The 19,401-nt window shown below is 72.8% G+C and carries 19 protein-coding genes; 8 read left to right on the top strand and 11 right to left on the bottom strand.

The genetic code is table 11. From position 1 onward, the window contains the following. Positions 1 to 30: 30 nt before the first annotated feature. Positions 31 to 1,623 (top strand): hypothetical protein, encoded by a 1,593-nt coding sequence (locus Q5762_RS02035; protein WP_315890124.1) that lies wholly within the window; start codon positions 31 to 33, stop codon positions 1,621 to 1,623. A 62-nt stretch (positions 1,624 to 1,685) separates the two neighbouring features. Here the strand turns inward: Q5762_RS02035 and Q5762_RS02030 are convergent, their stop codons facing one another. The 3 genes from Q5762_RS02030 to Q5762_RS02020 form a co-directional block, all read right to left on the bottom strand. After that, a complete protein-coding gene (locus Q5762_RS02030; RefSeq protein ID WP_315890123.1) occupies positions 1,686 to 2,486 on the bottom strand; it encodes a VOC family protein in 801 nt (266 codons plus the stop codon). Between the two features lie 141 nt (positions 2,487 to 2,627). Continuing rightward, a complete protein-coding gene (locus tag Q5762_RS02025; protein ID WP_399494214.1) occupies positions 2,628 to 3,845 on the bottom strand; it encodes a phosphodiester glycosidase family protein in 1,218 nt (405 codons plus the stop codon). Positions 3,846 to 3,901: 56 nt separating this feature from the next. Then, on the bottom strand, positions 3,902 to 4,282 hold the full coding sequence (locus tag Q5762_RS02020; RefSeq protein ID WP_315890122.1) for a DUF779 domain-containing protein: 381 nt from the start codon (positions 4,280 to 4,282) through the stop codon (positions 3,902 to 3,904). 183 nt (positions 4,283 to 4,465) lie between these two features. Between Q5762_RS02020 and Q5762_RS02015 the strand changes: the two genes are divergently transcribed. Both Q5762_RS02015 and Q5762_RS02010 read left to right on the top strand, forming a co-directional pair. Beyond that, complete coding sequence (locus Q5762_RS02015) at positions 4,466 to 5,545, top strand: dihydrodipicolinate reductase (protein WP_315890121.1); 1,080 nt, start codon at positions 4,466 to 4,468, stop codon at positions 5,543 to 5,545. Continuing rightward, positions 5,542 to 6,027 (top strand): carboxymuconolactone decarboxylase family protein, encoded by a 486-nt coding sequence (locus Q5762_RS02010; protein ID WP_315890120.1) that lies wholly within the window; start codon positions 5,542 to 5,544, stop codon positions 6,025 to 6,027. The genes Q5762_RS02015 and Q5762_RS02010 overlap by 4 nt, the downstream gene beginning before the upstream one ends. 26 nt (positions 6,028 to 6,053) lie before the next feature. On the opposite strand, the gene Q5762_RS02005 is transcribed toward Q5762_RS02010, so the two are convergent. Further along, complete coding sequence (locus tag Q5762_RS02005) at positions 6,054 to 7,631, bottom strand: GMC oxidoreductase (protein WP_315890119.1); 1,578 nt, start codon at positions 7,629 to 7,631, stop codon at positions 6,054 to 6,056. Between the two features lie 162 nt (positions 7,632 to 7,793). Between Q5762_RS02005 and Q5762_RS02000 the strand changes: the two genes are divergently transcribed. After that, the gene (locus Q5762_RS02000) at positions 7,794 to 8,411 is read left to right on the top strand and encodes a hypothetical protein (protein WP_315890118.1); all 618 of its coding nucleotides are present in this window, start codon (positions 7,794 to 7,796) and stop codon (positions 8,409 to 8,411) included. 10 nt (positions 8,412 to 8,421) lie between these two features. Here Q5762_RS02000 and Q5762_RS01995 read toward each other — a convergent pair whose 3' ends face one another. Further along, positions 8,422 to 9,150 (bottom strand): VOC family protein, encoded by a 729-nt coding sequence (locus Q5762_RS01995; protein WP_315890117.1) that lies wholly within the window; start codon positions 9,148 to 9,150, stop codon positions 8,422 to 8,424. Between the two features lie 208 nt (positions 9,151 to 9,358). On the opposite strand from Q5762_RS01995, the gene Q5762_RS01990 reads away from it, so the two are divergent. Then, positions 9,359 to 10,558, top strand: coding sequence for an aromatic acid exporter family protein (locus Q5762_RS01990; RefSeq protein WP_315890116.1), 1,200 nt, complete (start codon positions 9,359 to 9,361; stop codon positions 10,556 to 10,558). 57 nt (positions 10,559 to 10,615) lie between these two features. Here Q5762_RS01990 and Q5762_RS01985 read toward each other — a convergent pair whose 3' ends face one another. Then, entirely contained in the window at positions 10,616 to 10,807 is a 192-nt protein-coding gene (locus tag Q5762_RS01985) for a hypothetical protein (RefSeq protein WP_315890115.1), read from the bottom strand. A 182-nt stretch (positions 10,808 to 10,989) separates the two neighbouring features. Here Q5762_RS01985 and Q5762_RS01980 point away from each other — a divergent pair, with 182 nt between their 5' ends. Further along, a complete protein-coding gene (locus Q5762_RS01980; RefSeq protein ID WP_315890114.1) occupies positions 10,990 to 11,268 on the top strand; it encodes a hypothetical protein in 279 nt (92 codons plus the stop codon). Here Q5762_RS01980 and Q5762_RS01975 read toward each other — a convergent pair. The 3 genes from Q5762_RS01975 to Q5762_RS01965 form a co-directional block, all read right to left on the bottom strand. Next, a complete protein-coding gene (locus Q5762_RS01975) occupies positions 11,262 to 12,872 on the bottom strand; it encodes an alpha/beta hydrolase (RefSeq protein WP_315890113.1) in 1,611 nt (536 codons plus the stop codon). The genes Q5762_RS01980 and Q5762_RS01975 overlap by 7 nt on opposite strands. 339 nt (positions 12,873 to 13,211) lie before the next feature. Continuing rightward, the gene (locus Q5762_RS01970) at positions 13,212 to 14,546 is read right to left on the bottom strand and encodes a HAMP domain-containing sensor histidine kinase (protein ID WP_315890112.1); all 1,335 of its coding nucleotides are present in this window, start codon (positions 14,544 to 14,546) and stop codon (positions 13,212 to 13,214) included. Next, a complete protein-coding gene (locus Q5762_RS01965) occupies positions 14,543 to 15,208 on the bottom strand; it encodes a response regulator transcription factor (RefSeq protein WP_315890251.1) in 666 nt (221 codons plus the stop codon). The genes Q5762_RS01970 and Q5762_RS01965 overlap by 4 nt, the downstream gene beginning before the upstream one ends. A 207-nt stretch (positions 15,209 to 15,415) precedes the next feature. On the opposite strand from Q5762_RS01965, the gene Q5762_RS01960 reads away from it, so the two are divergent. Then, complete coding sequence (locus tag Q5762_RS01960) at positions 15,416 to 17,290, top strand: S8 family serine peptidase (protein WP_315890111.1); 1,875 nt, start codon at positions 15,416 to 15,418, stop codon at positions 17,288 to 17,290. Here Q5762_RS01960 and Q5762_RS01955 read toward each other — a convergent pair. Both Q5762_RS01955 and Q5762_RS01950 read right to left on the bottom strand, forming a co-directional pair. Beyond that, entirely contained in the window at positions 17,287 to 17,523 is a 237-nt protein-coding gene (locus Q5762_RS01955; RefSeq protein WP_315890110.1) for a hypothetical protein, read from the bottom strand. The genes Q5762_RS01960 and Q5762_RS01955 overlap by 4 nt on opposite strands. An 84-nt stretch (positions 17,524 to 17,607) precedes the next feature. Next, positions 17,608 to 18,153: an EF-hand domain-containing protein gene (locus Q5762_RS01950; RefSeq protein ID WP_315890109.1), complete on the bottom strand. Its 546-nt coding sequence runs from the start codon at positions 18,151 to 18,153 to the stop codon at positions 17,608 to 17,610. Between the two features lie 184 nt (positions 18,154 to 18,337). Between Q5762_RS01950 and Q5762_RS01945 the strand changes: the two genes are divergently transcribed. Then, entirely contained in the window at positions 18,338 to 19,381 is a 1,044-nt protein-coding gene (locus Q5762_RS01945) for a M28 family peptidase (RefSeq protein WP_315890108.1), read from the top strand. The last annotated feature ends 20 nt before the right edge of the window (positions 19,382 to 19,401 follow it).

Genomic DNA, 19,401 nt, shown 5'->3' with positions numbered 1-19,401 from the left:
GCGACCGACGTACGCACCCGAGGAGCCGCATTGACCACCCCCACGAGACGAGCCCGCGCGCTCGCCCTGCTCGCCGTGTCCAGCGTGATCGCCCTCGCCTTCGTCACCCCCGCCGCCCTGGCCGACGACATACCCCTGGCGCCCGGCCACCGGCTCGTCGACCGTTACGAGGGCGCGCCCGCGACCGCGCGGCCGGTGCCGGGCGACGCGCCCGACCAGCATCCGTATCTCGCGCCCAACGGGCGCAGCGGGATGCACGCCGACGGGTCCGGCAGCGGTACGCACCCCTTCTCCGGTCCGCTCGGGCGCGACCCGCGGGTCTCCAGCGAGAAGATCGCGGCCGTCGGCGGCGAGTGCGCCACGGCCACCTTCGACGCGGGCGGCCGGCTGCTCACCGTCTGCGGCACGTTCTCCGGTTTCCTGCTCAAGCTGCTCGACCCGCGGACCCTGGACACGCTCGCCGAGTACCAACTGCCGCAGCGCTCCTCGACCGTGGAGGCGATCACCCGGCTCGACTTCGCGAGGATCTTCAAGGACACCTCCGGCGGTGCCTACTTCTACCTCGACGACCGGGACCGGGTCGTCCTAGCCGACTCCCGCCAGCACGTCCTGCGGATCGCACACCGTCAGAAAGCCGATGGTGCCTGGGAGTTCGTCGTCGAGAACGACTGGGACCTCACCCCGCACGTCCCGCACGACTGCGTCAGCTGGACCAACCTCTTCCCGAGCGGCGTCTGCGACCCCATCACCTCCGTCATGCCGGACTACGACGGCCGCGTCTGGTGGGTGACCCGGCTCGGCCGGGTCGGCACCGTCGACCCCGCCACCGGGACGCTCCGCTCGATCCGGCTGGACGGCGAGGAGATCCAGAACTCGTTCTCCGTCGCCGCGGACGGTGTCTCCATCGTCTCCGACCACGCCCTCTACAGCTTCCGCGCCGAGCCGGACGGCACGCCGCGGATCCAGTGGCGCCAGACGTACGACCGGGGTACCGGCACCAAACCCGGCTCGGTGAACCAGGGTTCGGGCACCACGCCCGACCTCTTCGGCGCCGGGCCTGACGGCGAGAAGTACGTCGCGATCACCGACAACGCCGACGACCGGATGAACGTCCTGGTCTACCGGCGCGGTACCGATGTCCCCGCCGCCGACCGCCTGGTCTGCACGGTGCCGGTCTTCGGATCCGGCGCCTCGACCACCGACAACTCCCTGATCAGCTGGGGCAACAGCCTCGTCGTCGAGAACAACTACGGCTACGAGAACCCCACCACGCTGACCTTCGGCCGCAGCGTGGTCGGCGGCGCCACCCGGATCGACGTCCGCCGCGACGGCAGCGGCTGCGACACCGTCTGGGAGAGCGACGTCCGCTCGCCCTCCACCGTCCCCAAGCTCTCCACCGCCAACGGCCTGCTCTATTTCTACGAGAAGCAGCCGAACCCCCTCGGTGTCGACGCCTGGTACCTGACGGCCGTCGACTTCCGCACCGGCGAGCGCGCCTGGCGTCGGCTCACCGGCACCGGCCCCGCCTACGACAACAACTGGGCGCCGATCACCATCGGCCCCGACGGCACCGCGTACGTCGGTGTCTTCAACGGGATCGTCGCCGTCCGCGACGGCGGCTGAGGGAGCACGTACGACGGTGCCCGGGGTGCGCGTACGCGGCCCCGGGCACCGTCCTGTCCCGCTCAGATCATCTCGGGCATCTCTCCCACGGTCGTCCTGGTGTCGATCACCGCGAACGCCGCACCCTGCGGGTCCATGATCGCCGCGAACCGACCGAAGGGGCTGTCCATCGGGCCGAAGACCTTCTGCCCGCCGAGCTTCACGGCCTTGTCGGCCGCCTGGTCGCAGTTGTCGACCGCGAAGTAGATCTGGATGTACGAGGGGACCTCGGCCGGGAACTCCTCCGGCGTCATCTTCATCCGCCCCAGGACCGGCGTCTCGCCGCCCAGGTCGAACACCTTGTAGTCCATGGTGTCGTCGGCCATCTTCTTGGCGTTGTAGCCGAACACCGACGTGAGGAAGGCGTCCGACTTCTCGGGCTCCCGGGTGAAGACCTCGGCCCACACGTAGGAGCCGGTCTCGCCCTCCAGCTCGAAGCCCTCGTGGCTGCCGGGCTGCCAGATGCCGAACGTGACCCCGGCCGGATCCTGCGCGAGGCACATGGAGCCGAAGTCGCCGACGGCCATCGGCTCCATGAGGACGGTGCCGCCGCTGCTCTTGATCTTCTCGGCCGTGGCGGCGACGTCGGGCGAGGAGAAGTACAGACACCAGGCCGACTGCGGTTCGCCGTCCTGGCCCGGCATGGGCGGGACGACGGCCGCGACCGCCTTGCCGTCGCGGTACGCCTGGGTGTAGTTGCCGAATTCCGTGGAGGCTTCACCGAAGGTCCAGCCCAGCACGTCGCCGTAGAAGGTCTTGGCTCCTTCGACGTCGGTGAACATCGCGTCGGTCCAGACCGGTGTGCCTTCAGGTCGTGCGGCCATGACAGTGACTCTCTTCCGATCGATGGGGTTCTCGATGGGGGTTTCGATGGAGGTCTCGATGGGGTGCCGTGACCCACGCTAGCCAGCGCGGGCGCCCCTCGCTCGGTGACGGAACGTGTCCGTCGTGGGCGCCGGTCGCGGTCAGGACCGGGCGAAGATCCCGATGCCGTTCGGCAGCGGCCGCTCGACACCCCCGGCTGGGTGGTTGCGCACGGTGACCGCCGGGGCGTCCGGGTCGCGGGTGACCAGCGTCGACGAGCCTCCGCCGTCGAGGCTGAAGCCGTCGACCGCGCCCACCTGGTCGAGCACCGCCGCCAGCTCGGCGATGGTCAGCCCGGTACGGAAGCCGGGGCCCCCGTCCAGGGCGAGCAGCAGGAGCCGGCGTCCGCCGTCCGCGACGCCCGCAGCCGAGCGGACGGCGGCGGTGCGCGTGTCGAGGCCGGGCAGCGGCTCGCCCGCCCGCAGCACCGGATAGCCGCCCAGCGCGAAGATGTACGGGACACGGGAACCCTCGGCGACCAGCCGGTGTCCCACACGGACCCGGTCGCCCACGGCCAGCGCCCGCAGCCGCCGGGCGCCCGCCTCACGCCCCACCAGGACCTCGGTGCCCTCGGCGATCGGGCCGCGCCCGGGCGGGTCGGCGACCGCGACGACACGCCCGTCGCGCACCGTCACCTCGTACGTCTCGGTGGTGCAGGGCGCGGCCCGGTCGGTGTCCGTACCGCACGTGGCGCGGACGCGGGAGGCGGCGCCCCAGTCGGCGGTGAACGCCCCGACCGAGCCGACGGGCAGCGCGTACTGGTTGAGCCCGCCGAGCGGGAGCCGCCCGTCGGGCGTGGACACCGTGCCGTCCAGGGTGAGCCGGCCGAGCCGGGCCCGCCGGTCGACGCCCACGCCCAGGACCTCGCGGGTGCCGGTGCCCGGCGGCAGCGCGGGCCCGAACCGCTGACCGGTGGGCACGGCCCCCTTCAGTGCCCGCCCGCCGCCGATCGCCGGGCCCACCGGCGCTCCGGTCGGCTCGACGCCCGGGTGCTGGGTCTCGGTGATGTTGAAGAAGTCCCCGTTGACGCCGGCGACCGCGCCGCGCGCGTCGGCGAGCTCGGACAGCCGGGCGCGCGCCGCGACCGCTCCGGGCGTGAGCAGGTCGACGCCGACCCCCGGCGCCTTCAGATCCACCGAGACCAGATGGACCCGGGCGGGACCCGCGGCCCCCGGCACGTCGAAGGCGCGGTACGCGACGCCCCGGGCGACCTCGGTCCAGGTGGCCTCGGCCGCGCCGGGCGTGGCGCCCGCGAGCAGGGCGCACCAGGCCAGCAGGACGGTGCACAACACGCGTGCGCGCGAAACCGGAACCGGCACGTCTGCTCCCTGGCGTCCCGTCACTTCTCCGCAGTTTCGGCAGAGTTGATCAGACGTCAGTGACGGCGATCCGGATACGAATCGACCAGTCGGGAACGGATGAGGAAACGGACGCCTTCCGGCGCCTCCAGGGAGAATCCGCTGCCCCGCCCCGGCACGACGTCCACGATCAGCCGGGTGTGACTCCACACCTCGAACTGCGCCTTCGACATCCAGAACGCGATGGGCTCCGCGACGCCCTCGACCTCCAGCGAGGCGAGCAGTACGTCCGAGCCCCCGGTACGGAACTCACCGTCGGGATAGCACATCGGGGCGCTGCCGTCGCAGCAGCCGCCCGACTGGTGGAACATCAGCGGGCCGTGCGACTCCCGCAACGAACGCAGCAGGTCGGCCGCCGCCGGCGTCAACTCCACACGTGCGTCGCCTGGTCGATCCATCGCCCGCCCCTTCCCCGCGTTCCGTCGAGGCTCCAGGGAACACCGCCGGAGGTTGCGACCGGGTTGCGACCCCCGAGGCCCCCACAGCCCTCGAACCAGTGCCTCGAAGTGCTCTCGTGAAGTCGTCTCGCGAAGTCGTCCCTACCCCTAGGAACTGACGATCCGTCAGGTTACCCTCCCCGCATGATTCCGACTGTTGTCTGGGGCACCGGAAATGTCGGCCGCGCGGCCATCAGGGCCGTCGACGCCCACCCGGGGCTCGCGCTCGCCGCCGTCCTCGTCCACGACCCCGGCAAGGTCGGCCGTGACGCGGGCGCGCTCGCCGGACTCGACCGCTCCCTCGGGGTGCCGGCGACCGACGACATCGACGCCGTGCTCGCCGCCCGCCCCCGGGCGGTGGTGTACGCCGCCTCCGGCGACATCCGGCCCGACGAGGCGCTGGCCGACGTCGTCAGGGCCGTCGCGGGCGGCGCGGTCGTCGTCACGCCCGCGCTCTACCCGCTCTACGACCACCGCGGCGCCCCGCCCGAGTTCCGCGACCCGGTGCTCGCCGCCGTCGCCGAGGGCGGCGGCTCGCTCTTCGTCTCGGGCGTCGACCCCGGCTGGGGCAACGACGTACTGCCGCTGCTCGTCAGTGGCCTCGGCGCCACCGTCGACGTCGTCCGCTGCCAGGAGATCTTCGACTACTCGACGTACGAGCAGGAGGACTCCGTCCGCCATCTCATCGGCATGGGACACCCCATGGAGTACGAGCCCCTGATGCTCGCCCCGTCCATACCGACCATGGTGTGGGGCGGCCAGATCCGGCTGATGGCCCGGGCGCTCGGCGTCGAACTCGACGAGATCCGCGAGACCATGGCGCGCCGCCCCCTCGAATCCACCGTGACCACCCGCACGATGGGCGACTTCGAGGCCGGCACCCAGGGCGCCGTACGGTTCGAGGTCCAGGGCATCGTCGGCGGCGAACCCCGCATCGTCATCGAACACGTCACCCGGATCCACCCCTCCTGCGCCCCCGACTGGCCCACCCCGCCCGACGGCGTGGGCGCTCACCGGGTGGTCATCGAGGGCCGCCCCCGTATCGAGGTCACGGTCGAGGCGACCGACGAGGGCGAGAACCGCTCCGCGGGCGGCAACGCGACGGCCGTCGGCCGGCTCGTGAACGCCGTCGACTGGCTCGTGGACGCGAAGCCCGGCCTCTACGACGCGCTCGACGTCCCGCTGCGCCCCGCAGTGGGCAGACTGGGAAGGAAGAGGCCATGAGGATCGACGTCCCCGAGGGCAGGCACCCGATCGAGTACGTATGGGGCGAGATCGTCCCCGAGATCGGTACCGCCGCCGCGAACTTCTCCCTCTCCGTCTACGCCCACACCACCCTGGGGCTGCGGGAGTTCGAGGCCGCGCGGCTGAGGATCGCGCAGATCAACGGCTGTCTGTTCTGCCTCGACTGGCGGACCGACCGCGACGGCGAGAAGGTCGAGGAGTCGTTCGCGGACGCGGTGAACCAGTGGCGCACCACTGATGCGTTCGACGACCGTACGCGGCTGGCCGCGGAGTACGCCGAGCGGTACGCCCTGGATCATCACGGTCTCGACGAGGACGAGGACTTCTGGACCCGTCTGACCGCGCAGTACAGCCAGCCCGAGATCGTGGAGCTGACGATGAGCATCGGTTCCTGGTTGTCGTTCGGCCGGCTCAACCGGGTGTTCGGCCTCGACGCGGCGTGTGTGCTGCCGACGTCGTGACCCGAGGCCTCATGTGACCCGTGACCTCAGAGGTCGGTGGCGATGATCTGCTCGATGTTGCGTTCGGCGAGCGCGGTGATCGTGACGAACGGGTTGACGCTGGTGTTGCCCGGGATCAGCGCGCCGTCGATCACGTAGAGGCCCGGATGGCCGTGCAGCCGACCGTAGTTGTCGGTGGCCCGGCCGAGCACCGCGCCGCCGAGCGGGTGGTACGTCAGGTGGTCGCCCCAGATCTTGTACGCGCCGAACAGGTCCGTGCGGTAGATCGTCCCCTCCTTCGCGTTGATCTTGTCGAAGATCGTCTTGGCGGCGTCGATGGACGCCTGTTTCCAGGCCGTCTGCCAGTTGAGCTCGACCCGGCCGGCCGCGGCGTTCCAGGAGAACTCGGCGCGGTGCGGGTTCTTCGTGATGGAGAGGTAGAACGAGGCGTACGTCTCGATGCCGGTGGGCAGCGGTGCCACCTCGGCGAACGCGCCGCCCGCGTCCCAGTTGTCGATGCCGGCGGTGGGCATGGAGGACTGGAGCTTGCCGGTCGCGTCCCACATGTGGTTGGCGCGGCCGCACATGACGTTGCCGTTGTCGCCCCAGCCCTTGCCGATCTCGCCGTTGAGGCCGGGCAGCGCGCCGGTGGCCTTCAGCCTGGTCAGCAGCTTGCTGGTGCCGACGCTGCCGGCCGCGAAGAACACCCGGTCCGCGACGACGCTCTCCGTGGACGTGGTGTTCCCCGCGGTGTCGAGGCGGTCGATGACCACCGTGTACCCGCCGCCGGACGCGGGGGCGACGGACGTGACCTTGTGCAGCGGTGAGACGGTGACCCGCCCGGTCGCCCGGGCCTGCGCCAGATAGGTCTTCTGGAGCGTCTTCTTGCCGTGGTTGTTGCCGTAGAGCACCTCCCCGGCCAGCGCCGACTTGGGGACGGCGCCGGCCGCCTCCTGCTTCATGTACTCCCAGTCGTAGACGTTGGGCACGAAGACGAACGGGAAGCCGGAGCGCTGGGCGTGCTTACGGCCGACCCGGGCGTACTGGTAGCAGGCCGCGCTCTCCCACCAGCCGGGGTCGACGTGGTTCACGCCGAGCCCCGCGTTGGCGCGCGGGTAGTACCGGTCGTACATCTCGCCGGCGTCGACGGTCGGCAGGATCGCGCCGAAGTTCTCCCGGCGCGGGGTGACCGCCATACCGCCGTTGACCAGGGAGCCGCCGCCGACGCCCCGCCCCTGGTAGACGGTGATGCCGCCGAACTCCTCGGCGTCGAGGATCCCGGTGTGGCGGGGGACGTCCTTGTCGAGCGGGAAGCCGAGGAACTGGCTGAGGGGCTGCTTGGTGCGGGTGCGCAGCCAGAAGGAGCGGAGGTCAGGGGTGGTCGTGTTGGCGAAGACCTTTCCGTCGGGGCCGGGGGTGTCCCAGGCCATGCCCATCTCGACCATGCGCACGTCGACCCCCGCCTGGGCCAGCCGCAGCGCGGCGACGGAGCCGCCGTAGCCGGTGCCGATCACCAGGGCGGGGATACGGGACTGGGTGGCCGAGGCGAGTGCGTGCCCGGGGAGTGCGAGGGTGGAGAGAATAGAACCTGTTCCCGTGATGAATCCACGGCGTGTAACAGCCATGAGGAGCCCTCACTGTCGGTGGAATGGGAACGAGTTCTACTGCCGTCGGCACGGGAAGTCACGGCATACCTATTGGTAACTTTTGGCTGGATCGCTCAAGAATGTTCGGGACAAAGCCGACGATTCGATGAGTGAAAGATCCGCCGAGAGCCCGGAGCGCGCATGTCCCTGCCGACCCTCGCCCCCGACGACCTCGACCGCGCCGCCGTCGACCTCCACGACACAGCCGCGTGGCAGGAAATCGTCCGTCACTGGGATACGCCGTACGGCGGCACCCCGTCGCACGACGGTCCGCCGACCGCTCCCGGGGACTGGCGTCGGCTGCTCTCCGTCCCCGTCGACCAGCTCGTGGCCACCGCCCTCGGCGGCCTCGCCCCGCCGCCGCCCGCCGAGCGGCCGCTCCCCGGCCGGCTCGGCGCGGTGCTGCCCGACCGGCTGCACGCCTGGCGCCGCCTCGGCCAGCCCGACGTACGGCCCTCCACCCACCTCGCCCACGCCCGCCGCGTCCTCGTCGAGTGGGGCTGGCAGAACAAGCCGTACCGCCTCCGCGACACCCGGGGCGCCCGCTGCGTCTGCGGCGCCCTGCTCAGCGCGCACCGCCTCGGCTACGGCAGCGCCGACACCATGAACCGCTCCGCCGCCTGGCTCGTCACCGAACTGCGCGCCCAGGGTTGGACCGGCCTCATCGGCCCCTGGAACCGCGCCCCCGGCCGTACCGCCGATCAGGCCCTGGCCCTCGTGGACGCCACCATCCGGCGCGCCGCGCACGCGGGGGAGTAACAGGAGCGGGTCACTCCACGCTGTCGGCGACCGTGAAGAGCCCGCCGTCGGGATCGCGCAGCGTGATGCACCGGCCGTTGCCCGAAGGCCGGATCGGCGAGGTCGTCGTCCCGCCGAGCCGGAGGGCCGCCTCGATCGCCTCATCGACGTCGGGTACCCGGAAGTGCACGTGCCAGCGCGGCCTGACCTGCGGGTCGGGGGCGGCTTCCACCGCGCCTCCGTAGAGCCGGGCGACGGTGATCTCGCCGTGGCTCAGGACGACGTGGTCGTCCTCGTAACTCACCTGACAGCAGCCGGGCCGCTCACCGGCCCAGTCCAGCACCTCGGCGTAGAAGATCGCCGCGTCGAAGGCGTTCCGGGTCCGCAGCTCCAGCCACGCCGGGGCACCGCCCTTGCCGACGCTCCAGTCCGGGATGACCTCGCCCTCCCAGATGCCGAAGACGGCACCCTCACGGTCCGAGGCGAGCGCCGCGCGCCCCGTCCCGAACCGCAGCGGCCCCACGGCCACCGTGGCGCTCCGCTCCCGGATGCGCGCCGCCGTCACGTCGGCGTCGTCGACGGCGAAGTACGGGGTCCAGGCGACGGCCACCGCGAGGCGCGGCGCGAGGGCGCCGATCCCGGCGACCGGGGCACCGTCACTCAGCGCGACGGAGAACTCCTCGCCCAGCCGGGTGGGCCGGAACTCCCAGCCGAAGACACCCCCGTAGAAGGTCTCGGCGGCGCCGAGATCGCGGGCCATGAGACTGACCCAACACGGGGCGCCGGACACCGCATGGCTCGAGGTCGACACAGCCTTCATCCATCCGTCGCGGACGTGTGATCGCTCACCATCCCACCGTACGCCCGGCGAGATCGCCATTCCGCCACGCCCGTCCCGGTACGCCTGTCCCGGGGCAGTACGGCATGCGAAGAGTCCGCCGGTGCGAAAGCCTGACAAGGTGAGGGACGTGCGCGCTGCGCTACGACGAGCCGTGGCCGACCTGTGGGCGCGGCGCCGGGACCCGGCGGTCACGCAGACCGTACGGTCGACCGCCGCGGCCACGATCTCCTATGTCGTCGCGCTCCAGCTGAGCAGCGAAGCAGCCCCGCTGACCGCCCCGCTCACCGCGCTGCTCGTCGTCCAGGTCACCCTGTACTCCACGCTCACCACCGGCATCCGCCGGGTCAACTCGGTGGTCGTCGGCGTCATCATCGCGATCGCCTTCAGCGCCCTGGTGGGCCTCACCTGGTGGAGTCTCGGGCTGATCATCCTCGCCTCGCTGGTGGTGGGCCGCTTCGTGCGCGTCGACGAGTTCGTCCCCGAGGTCGCGATCAGCGCCATGCTCGTCCTCGGCGTCACCCAGGTCACCGACACCGCCTGGGACCGGGTTCTCGAGACCCTCATCGGCGCGGTCGTGGGACTGACCTTCAACACGGTCCTCGTCCCGCCCGTCTGGGTCGGCACGGCGGGGGAGTCCATCGAGGACCTGGCGCGCCGCATGCGCCGGCTCATGCTGGGCATCGGCGAGGAACTCACCAGCCCCGTCCCCGTCGACCGTGCCGCCGCCCGCCTGTACGAGGCCCGCCGCCTCGACAACGACGTGGCCGACGTCGACGCGGCGCTGCGCCAGGCGGAGGACAGCCTCCGGCTCAACCCCCGGGTCAAGGAAGGGGTCTTGCACCGCATCGTGCTGCGTACCGGACTCGACACGCTGGAAATCTGCGCCGTCGTCCTCCGGGTCCTCGCCAGGACGCTCACGGACCTCGCCAGGGAACGCCGAGGCACGGAACTCTTCCCGAAGGACGTCGCGCTCGCCCTCGAAGACCTCCTGGACCGGGTCGCCGACACGCTGGTGAGCTTCGCCGTCCTCGTCTCCACCCACGTCAGCGCGGACGCCGACGCCGCCGAGGAACGGCTCGCCGGCGAACTCCGCGCCGCCCGGGCCGTCCGCGACCACGCGGCGGAGCTGCTGCTCCAGGTCGTTCAGCGCGACCCCCGCGAGTGGCAGCTGTACGGAGCGCTGCTCGCCGAGGTCGACCGGATCCTCGACGAACTGGATCTCGACCACCGCAGCCGCCGCCTCATGGAAGAACTCGACCGCCACTCGCGCGAACGCGCCGAGCGGCGGCCGAGGCTGTCGGCGTTCTACGACCGACTGGGGGTGTGAGGGGCGGTGGTACGACGTGGTGCGCTGGGGGGCGGGGGAAATCGGAAACTCCGGCAGTCACCGCCGGTCGTTCATCAGCTCCTGGAAAGAACTCATACAAGGGGTGCAGTGACGGTCGGTCCTCTCGCGCTCTTCGAGCGGCTCCTCGTGCAGCGACTGCCCGCAGAGGGCGGTCGCCTTGCCGATGGCGGCCACGTGCCAGACGAAGACCCCGTCCCGGGGCGCTATGCCGACGTGCATTTCGTACATGGTCGTCTCCATGCTCGGCGGACGCTTGCTCCTCCAGTGCACCCGACCGAGGGGGGGTTGCACGCCCGGAGGGCGGCTGTTCGGGTGATGACGCCGCGTGGGCATCGGAGGCCGCCGGGGTGCCGCGTGGCTACCCTGGAGCGAAGGGGCGGCGTGACGGCGACCCGGTCGGAGGCGACCCCATGAGACGACGCCACCATTTCCACATCGACCACGCGGGGCACTCGGTCAGCGTCACGGTCCAGACCGGCCACAAGGCCGTCGTCGAGGTCCTCGTCGACGGCAAGGAGACGGGGTACGCCACGACCGGCGCCGACCGCCCGGTGACCGTCCACATCGAACTGCCGACCGATCCGCCGACCCCGGCGACGGTCCGGGCCGCCGCCGGTCCCGGCATCCCTCGCTGTGTCCTCGAAGTACCGGGCGCCGAACCGCACGTCATGTCCCCGCGGCTCTACTGACAGGTCGTGCCGGGACGGACCGGCTTCAGCGTGACGAGGTAGGCGTCGACGGCGTCCGTCACACAGGCGCCCGAGCGGCCGTACGCGGTGTGGCCCACGCCCTCGTACGTCAGCAGCATCCCGCCGGGGAACTGGGCCGCGAGGCTTTCCGACTCCTCGTACGGGGTCGCCGGGTCGCCGGTGGTGCCCACCACGAGGACCGGCGGCACGCCCTCGGCGCGGACGCGGTGCGGCTTCCCCGCACCCGCCGGCAGGTCCTTGCAGGTCATGGCGTCCAGCACGCTCGTGGTGCCGTACGGGCCGGCGGCCTTGTCGGCGGGGGCGAGGGCGTCCCAGTAGGGCTGGGCGTCGCGGGGGTGCGGGGTGTCGGCGCAGTTCACGGCGAGGAGCGCGGCGTCCTCGTTGTCGGCGGGCCCGGACTCCTCGCCGGGGACCTCCTCCGCGCCGCTGTCGCCGTCGTCCTCGGGGGCCTCGTCGCCGTCCGCGAGCGCGGCAAGTTTCGTACCGTCGCCGCCGGCGGCCGCGGTCAGTGCCTCCGACAGTCCCTTCCACTGCTGCTCGGGCGTGTACATCGCCATGGACAGCGCGTCGAGCAGCGCCCGCTCGTCGACCCCGAACTCCGACCCGTCGACCGGCAGCGGCTCGCGGGCCGTCCGGGCGAAGAGCCCGTCGATCACCGTACGTATCTCGTCCGGGGTCGCCCCGGGGCAGACACCGTCCCCGACGACGTCGGCGCAGTACGTGGCGTAGTCGTCGACGGCCCGCTGGAAGCCGACGGCCTGGCTCCGCGCGCGGGCGCGCCAGTCGAGCGACGGGTCGATCGCCCCGTCGAGGACCGACGCCCGTACCCGGCGCGGGAATTGCTCGGCGTACGAGGTGCCCAGGCTCGTCCCGTACGACCAGCCGAGATAGGTGAGCCGGGGCTCGTCGAGCGCCGCCCGGAGCACGTCCATGTCGCGGGCCGCGTCACGGGTCCCGACGTGCCGCAGGATGGCGCCGCTCCGCTCCACGCACTCCGCCGCCGCGGACCTGGCCAGGGCGAGGGCGCCCTCCCGGTCGGCGTCGGTACGCGGGTTCAGCGGGTGCTCGTTGCGCGGCGCGTCCGCCGCGGGTTCTCCATCCTCCTTGCCGTCGTCGCAGGTCAGGGCCGGGGTACTGGCGCCCACACCGCGCGGGTCGAAGGAGACGATGTCGAAGCGCTCGCGGACCTTGGCGCTGAACGACTCGGCGGCGCCTTCCTTGAGCGAGCCCACGCCGGAGCCGCCGGGACCGCCGGGGTTGAAGACGAGCGAGCCGATGCGGCGCGCCGGGTCGGCGGTGGCCGCCTTCGCGACCGGCAGGACGAAGGTCCGCCCGTTTGCCGGATCGCCGTAATCCATCGGCACGGTCAGCCGCGCGCACCGGAACTCGCCGCAGGCCGTCCACTTCAGCTTCTGCGTGTAGAACGACCTCAACTCGGGCCGGGTGGCCGGATCGACGGCGGCGGCACGGCCGTCGGTCCGCGCCGCCGACGGCGCGGCCGTGGTGCAGGCGGAGAGGGTGGTGGCGCCGAGGACGGCGAGGGTCAGGGCGAGGGCAGGGCGAGGACGGACGACGCGCTTCACGAGAGTGCTCCTGGGAGGCCTGGGGGCGGTGCGCCTCAGCTTCGCGGGGCGATGCTGAGGATTTCGTGAGGAGGCCCCTCGGCCCGTGCCCGGGGCCTCGGCCGCCGTCGGCAGCCGGCGCTCAGCCGCCGTCGGCGGCGCGGCGCGCTCGACCAGGCCCCGGCCGCCGGGCCTCAGCCGCCGTCGGCGGCGCGGCGCACCAGGCCCCGGCCGCCGCCGTCGGCGGGCAGGCGCAGCATGATGGGGCGCCGTTCGTCGGTCCCGGGGCCTCGGTCCCGGGCCGGCGTCCGCCGCCGCGGACCCGGCCAGGGCGAGGGCGCCGGCCGTCGGCCGCGGGCCTCAGCTCTCGTCGGCGGGCAGGCGCAGCACGAAGCGGGCGCCGCGGAGCTCGCCCGTCTCTCCGCCTCCGCTGCCCCCGCCGCTCGTGGCGGTGAGGCTTCCGCCGTGGGCGTGGGCGACCCAGGAGGCGATGGAGAGGCCGAGCCCGGTCGACCCCGCCCCGCTGCGGAACCGCTCGAAGAGCGCGTCCGCCACCCCCGGCGGCAGCCCGGGACCGCCGTCCGTCACCGTCACGATCCCCTCGCGTCCCTCCCGGGCGACCTCGATCATTACGTCCGCCGCCTCACCCGGCGCGTGCCCGTGGGCGAGGGCGTTGCCGAGCAGGTTCGCGACCGCCCGGCGTACGAGATCGGGGTCGGCCACGACGACCGTCTCCCCGGCCCGTACCGTCACCCGGTGCCCCTCCGCCGGGGTGTCCGCGACCACCGCCTCCACCAGCTGGTCGAGCCGCAGCGGCTCCCGTGCGAGCGTCTGTACCCCGGTCATCAGCCTGGCCCGGGTGAGCAGCCCGTCGACGAGCCCGCCCATGCCGTCCGCGAGCCGCATCGTCCGGCGGAGCACCTCCGTGCTGTCGGTGTCGCCGCGCAGGGCGGTCTCGGCGAGCATCCGCAGCGAGGCCACCGGCGTCCGCAGATCGTGGGCCGCGTCGGCCAGGAAGGCCTCCTGCTGCCCCAGCGCCGTCAGCGCCGGACGGATCGCCCGCCCGGACAGCACATGGCCGACCGCCGCCGACAGCAGCACCAGGACCGCGCAGCCGGCCGCCAGGAGCCAGGTCGTACGCCGGTGGTCGGCCATCGCCTCGGAGGTCTCGTACAGCGTGACGACCGCGCCGTCCCGGCCCGCGTCGCCCTCGGCGTCGGGAGCGAAGAACGGCTCCGCGAACAGCCGGACCGGCCGCCCGTCCACCGCCCGCCCGTCGACGGCGACGACGTCCTCCCGGCGCAGCGCGGTCCCGGCCACCGCCCGGACGTCGGCGGGGCGCCCGGCCAGACAGGGGTCCTTCCCGGCGTAGTCGACGACCGGCCCGGAGGACCCGTCCCTCGGTACGGAGAACACCGTCAGCTGCGGGCAGCCGGTGTCCATGGTCCCGGCGAGGTCGGCGGTGTCGAGCCGGTCGTCCTCGTCGTACGTCAGCAGACTGATCGCCTGCGTGGTGTCCAGGTTCATCGCCTGGTCGAGCTGCTCGCGCCACCGCGCGTCGTCGCTGCGCACGGCGAGGACGGCCATGGCGACGAGTCCTGCGGCGCTGGTGAGCGCGAACAGGGCGGTGATCCTTCTGCGCAGCCGGCGGACCCGCTCGGTGGGCGTGAGCGCCCGGGCCGCCGGGATGTTCACTCCTGCCCCGCCGGGGCGAGCCGGTAGCCGAGGCCCCGTACGGTGTGGATGAGCGGCGGGTCGCCGAGCTTGCGGCGCAGTTGGGAGACCAGGACCTCCAGGACGTTCGAGCGCGGCTCCGCCATCTCGTCCCAGCAGCTCTCGATCAGCTCGGCCCGGGAGACCGCCTGGTCGGCGCGGGCCGCCAGCACCTCCAGGACGGCGAACTCGCGCCCCGTCAGAGTCAGCAGGACCCCGGCGCGCCTGACCTGCCGCCGGGCGGTGTCGATCTCCAGGTCGGCGACGCGGTGGACGGGCGGCCGGACGACGCCCGCCCGGCGGCACAGACTGCCCACCCGGGCGACGAGTTCGGGCACCGCGAACGGCTTGACCAGATAGTCGTCCCCGCCGCTGGCGAAGCCGCCGACCCGGTCGGCGACGGTGTCCCGGGCGGTGAGGAAGAGCACCGGCACGGCCCCGCCCCGGCGGCGCAGCTCCGCGACGTACGTGGCGGCGTCCCCGGAGGGCAGCATCCGGTCGAACACCGCGCAGTCGTAGGACGTGACGAAGAGCGCTTCGTCCGCCTGGGGAAGGTCCGCGACCTCGTCGACCGCGAACCCGGCGGCCCGCAGCGCGGCGGCCACCCCGAAACGCAGATCCCCGTCGTCCTCGACCAGCAGCACCCGCACGGCGCCCACCCTAACGAACCCGCCCAAGCGCTCCGAAACCCGCCCCGACCGACACACCGTCAGGTCAACAGTGTGTAACGCCAACGGGCTTGTCGGACAGAAGGCTTCCTTCCGCCCACGGCCTCTGGGATCTTGCGTCCACCCCACACAACACAGGGTCCGGCCGACGTCACCAGCGTCACCGGGCCATCGGAGGACGCATTGTTTTCCCACATAACCAGCAGGCTGAGACTCCCGGCCACGGCCGTCACCGCCCTCGGAGCGGTCGTCGCGCTCGCCGCGCCCGTCGGAGCCGCCCCGGTCGCCCCCGCGGGCGTCCCGGAGCCCACGACCGCCTCGGCGGCGCCCGTGAACTCCGCCGCACCGATGAACTCCGCCGGAAGTGACGCGTACGTCTCGTCCGCCGCGGCCTCGGCGTCCCGCACGTTCACCACCGCGAAGGCGGCGGGCTGGGTGGCCGGCACCCGGGCGTATCTGGTGATCACCGCCCCCGGGGACTCCTCGGCGGTCCGGGCGGCCGTCGCCGCCAACGGCGGTACGGTCTTCTCGTACTTCGACGCCATCGGCGTGGTCGTGGCGCACTCCACCTCCGGCACCTTCGCCTCGACCATGCGCGGCGTCAGCGGCGTCCAGCAGGTCGGCGCCAGCCGGACCTCCGACGTTCCGGCCGACGCCTACAACCCGGCGCTGCCCGGCAACCCGGCGCAGTCCGCGGCCCCGGCCACCGAGCCGGTCCGCTCGGACATGACCCAGATCAAGGCCGACCAGGCCTGGGCCGTCAGCACCGGTTCGCCCACCGTCAAGGTCGGCATCCTGGACACCGGCGTGGACGACCAGCACCAGGACCTGGCACCGAACTTCAACGCCGCCGACTCGGTCTCCTGCGCGTACGGCAAGGCGGACACCCGGGCCGGGGCCTGGCGGGACGTCGACACCCACGGCACGCACGTGGCCGGCACCGTCGCGGCCGCCAAGAACGGCAAGGGCGCCATCGGCGTCGCGCCGGGCGTGAAAATCTCGTCGGTCCGCATCGCGGAGCCGGGCAGCACGCTCTTCTTCCCGGAGAACACGATCTGCGGGCTCGTCTGGTCCGGTGACCGCGGCTTCAAGGTCACCAACAACAGCTACTACACGGACCCGTGGCAGTTCAACTGCCCGAACGACGTGGACCAGGCGGCCATCCTGGAGGGTGTCGGGCGCGCCCAGAAGTACGCGGAGGGCAAGGGCTCGCTGCAGGTCGCGGCGGCCGGCAACTCCAACGTGGACCTGGCGAACAAGACCACGGACACCTCCTCGCCCAACGACTCCACCCCGGTGACCCGGACGATCACCAACGACTGCCTGGACATCCCGGCCGAACTGCCGGGCGTGGTCACGGTCGCGGCCAACGGCACCAGCGGCTCGTCCAAGGCGTCCTTCTCCAACTTCGGACGCAACGTCATCGAGGTGTCGGCGCCGGGCGAGTCGGTCTACAGCACCGTCCCCGGTGGCAAGTACGCGTCGCTGAGCGGCACTTCCATGGCCTCCCCGCACGTCGCGGGCGTCGCCGCCCTGATAGCGAGCGCGAACCCGGGCGACACCCCCGCGGACATCCGTACGAAGCTGGGCACGCAGGCCACCGACCTGGCCTGCCCGGCGGACGGCCGGTGCACCGGCACGACCGCCAACAACAGCTTCTTCGGCGAGGGCCGGGTCGACGCGCTGAAGGCGGTCGGCGGCTCCACCCCGCCCCCCGGCGCGTACTTCGAGAACCTCACCGACGTGACGGTCGCCGACAACGCCACCGTCGAGAGCCCGATCACGGTCGGCGGAGTGACGGGCAACGCCCCGGCGACCCTCAAGGTCGGGGTCGACATCAAGCACACCTACATCGGTGACCTGAAGGTCGACCTGGTGGCGCCCGACGGCACCGTGTACACCCTGCACAACCGGACCGGCGGCTCCGCGGACAACCTCGTCCAGACCTTCACGGTCAACGCCTCCGCCGAGGTCGCGAACGGCGTCTGGAAGCTCCGTGTCAACGACAACGCGAGCCAGGACACCGGCCGGATCGACGCCTGGAACCTGACCTTCTAGGCCTTCTCCGGGCGCCCCTCGCCGGACCGGCGGGGGCGCCCGGACTCCGTTCCGGAGTAGAGGTGGTCGGACTCGGGCCGCAGATCGAGTATGTCCAGGAACTCCGCGAGTTCGGCCGGGTCGGCCGTCCGGCTCGCGACGGCCCGCCGAGCGGCACGACGGCGGTCGCCGCCGGGACCGGGCGGCCCCGGTGGTGGCCCCGCCGCACCGTCGTTCGCCTCTGTGACGTCCATGACGCCGATACGACCACACCCCGGCCCGCGGCGCACGGTCACCCGCCGCGCCCGGTCGGCACCGGCGCCGCGTCAGCAGCGGCGTCAGTACACGCCGAGGAAGATGCCGCCGGGCGTGTTCAGGTTGTCGTTGTGGAGGTGGAACGCCCGTAGCGACCGGGCGATCTCCCGCTGCGAGACGTACGCGTCACGGTCCAGGTCCAGATGCCTGAAGACCTCCGCCCCCTCGTCGTCGGAGACGCCCCAGACGGCCAGGTAGGCGGTGAACTCGTCCCCGCTGACCCGCTTGTCGCCCTTCGTGTCCATGATGCGGAAGATGGCCGCCGCCAGGTTCTCGAGCAGCTCGGGCCGGTCGCTGTCGTAGCCCACCGCGCGGTGCGCGGCGACGAACCCGTCCTGGTCGAGGCGTTCCCGCCCCGGTACCGACTGCGTCAGCAGACCGAGCCACTGCGCCCAGTACGCGCGCTCCAGGGCCTGGATCCGGGGATCGTCCGCCGCGAGGCCGTACGCGGTGGCGTACGCCTCGACGACGCGCCGGTGATCGGACCAGGTGACGTACCCGTCGCCGTCGGTGTCCAGGACCGTGAAGAGTCGCCGGAGCCTCCGGGTGACCGGATCGAGCGTCGCCATGCCGGGTTCCTTCCGTGGGAGGGAGTCGTATGGAGAGGGACGGCGGAACCTCCAGTCTGGTTGCCCGGCCGCGCCAGGGCACCCGCACGCGCCGGTCGCGTGCCCGCCGCGTGGCCCGGAGAACGGGCGGACCCGGGACCCGTGGAACGGGCGGAGTCGGGCGCCGTACGCCACCATCGACGCCATGGAGGCCGGTCCCGACGTGCCCGCCCTCGTCCGGGAACTCACCCGGCGGGCCGATCCGGCGCGCCTCCGGCACGACGTGGAGTACCTCGCCGACCGCCCGCGCGGCCGGACCCACGCGCCCGAGGCCATGGCGCGGGCCGAGACCCATGTGGCGGCCCGGCTGGCGGAGGCGGGCTGGCGGACCGAGCGGCAGCCGTTCGACGTCCGATGGCGCCCCGGCACCACCGACCGCCCCGTCGGCGGCAGCCTGTCACCGCGCCGCGTCCGCCTGCACCGACGCCTCACCGGAGCCAACCTGCTGGCCGAGCCGCCGGACCTCGGGGACCGGCCCGCCGTGCTCGTCGGGGCGCACCTGGACACCGTCGTGGACAGCCCCGGCGCCGACGACAACGCCTCCGGGGTGGCGGCCCTCCTGGAGGTCGCCCGGCTGCTCGGCGGGCTGCCCGAGCCGCCCGCGGTGCGGCTCGCCTGCTTCGACATGGAGGAGCTCGGCTTCGTCGGCGCCCGGGCGGTCGCCCGCGCGGCGCGCCACGGCCGGCGCGTCACCGGCATGCTCTGCCTGGAGTCCGTCGGCTGCTTCGCGGACGGGCCCGGGACGCAGGCGATGCCGGCGGGCTTCGGCGCTTTGTTCCGGGACGCGGCCGGAGCCGTACGCGCCCGTGACCGGCGGGGTGACTTCACCCTCGTCGTCCACCGGCGCTCCTCGGACGCGGCGGCCGACCTGTGGCGCCGGGCCGCGGGCGCGGCGGATCCGCCCCTGCCCGTCGTCACCCTCCGCGACCCCCGTCCGGACGGCCCGCTGGGCACGCTCGCCGGCCTCGCCGTGCCGCCGGTCAACCACCTCGGCCGCAGCGACCACGCCGCGTTCTGGAGCGCGGGTGTGCCGGCCGTCCTGCTCACCGGTACGGCGAACTTCCGCAACCCCCGCTACCACCGGCCCACCGACACCCCCGACACGCTCGACTACCCGCGCCTGACGGCCGTCGCCGTCGCCACCGCGGTCACCGCGGCGCTCTGGCGGCCGTACGGTCACCGCCGGTAGCCGCCTCGGAGGCGGGATCG

Origin of the sequence: Streptomyces sp. P9(2023) (assembly GCF_032436795.1) — a bacterium.
Taxonomy (GTDB): Bacteria; Actinomycetota; Actinomycetes; order Streptomycetales; family Streptomycetaceae; genus Streptomyces.
This window is presented reverse-complemented; position numbering and strand designations above follow the sequence as displayed.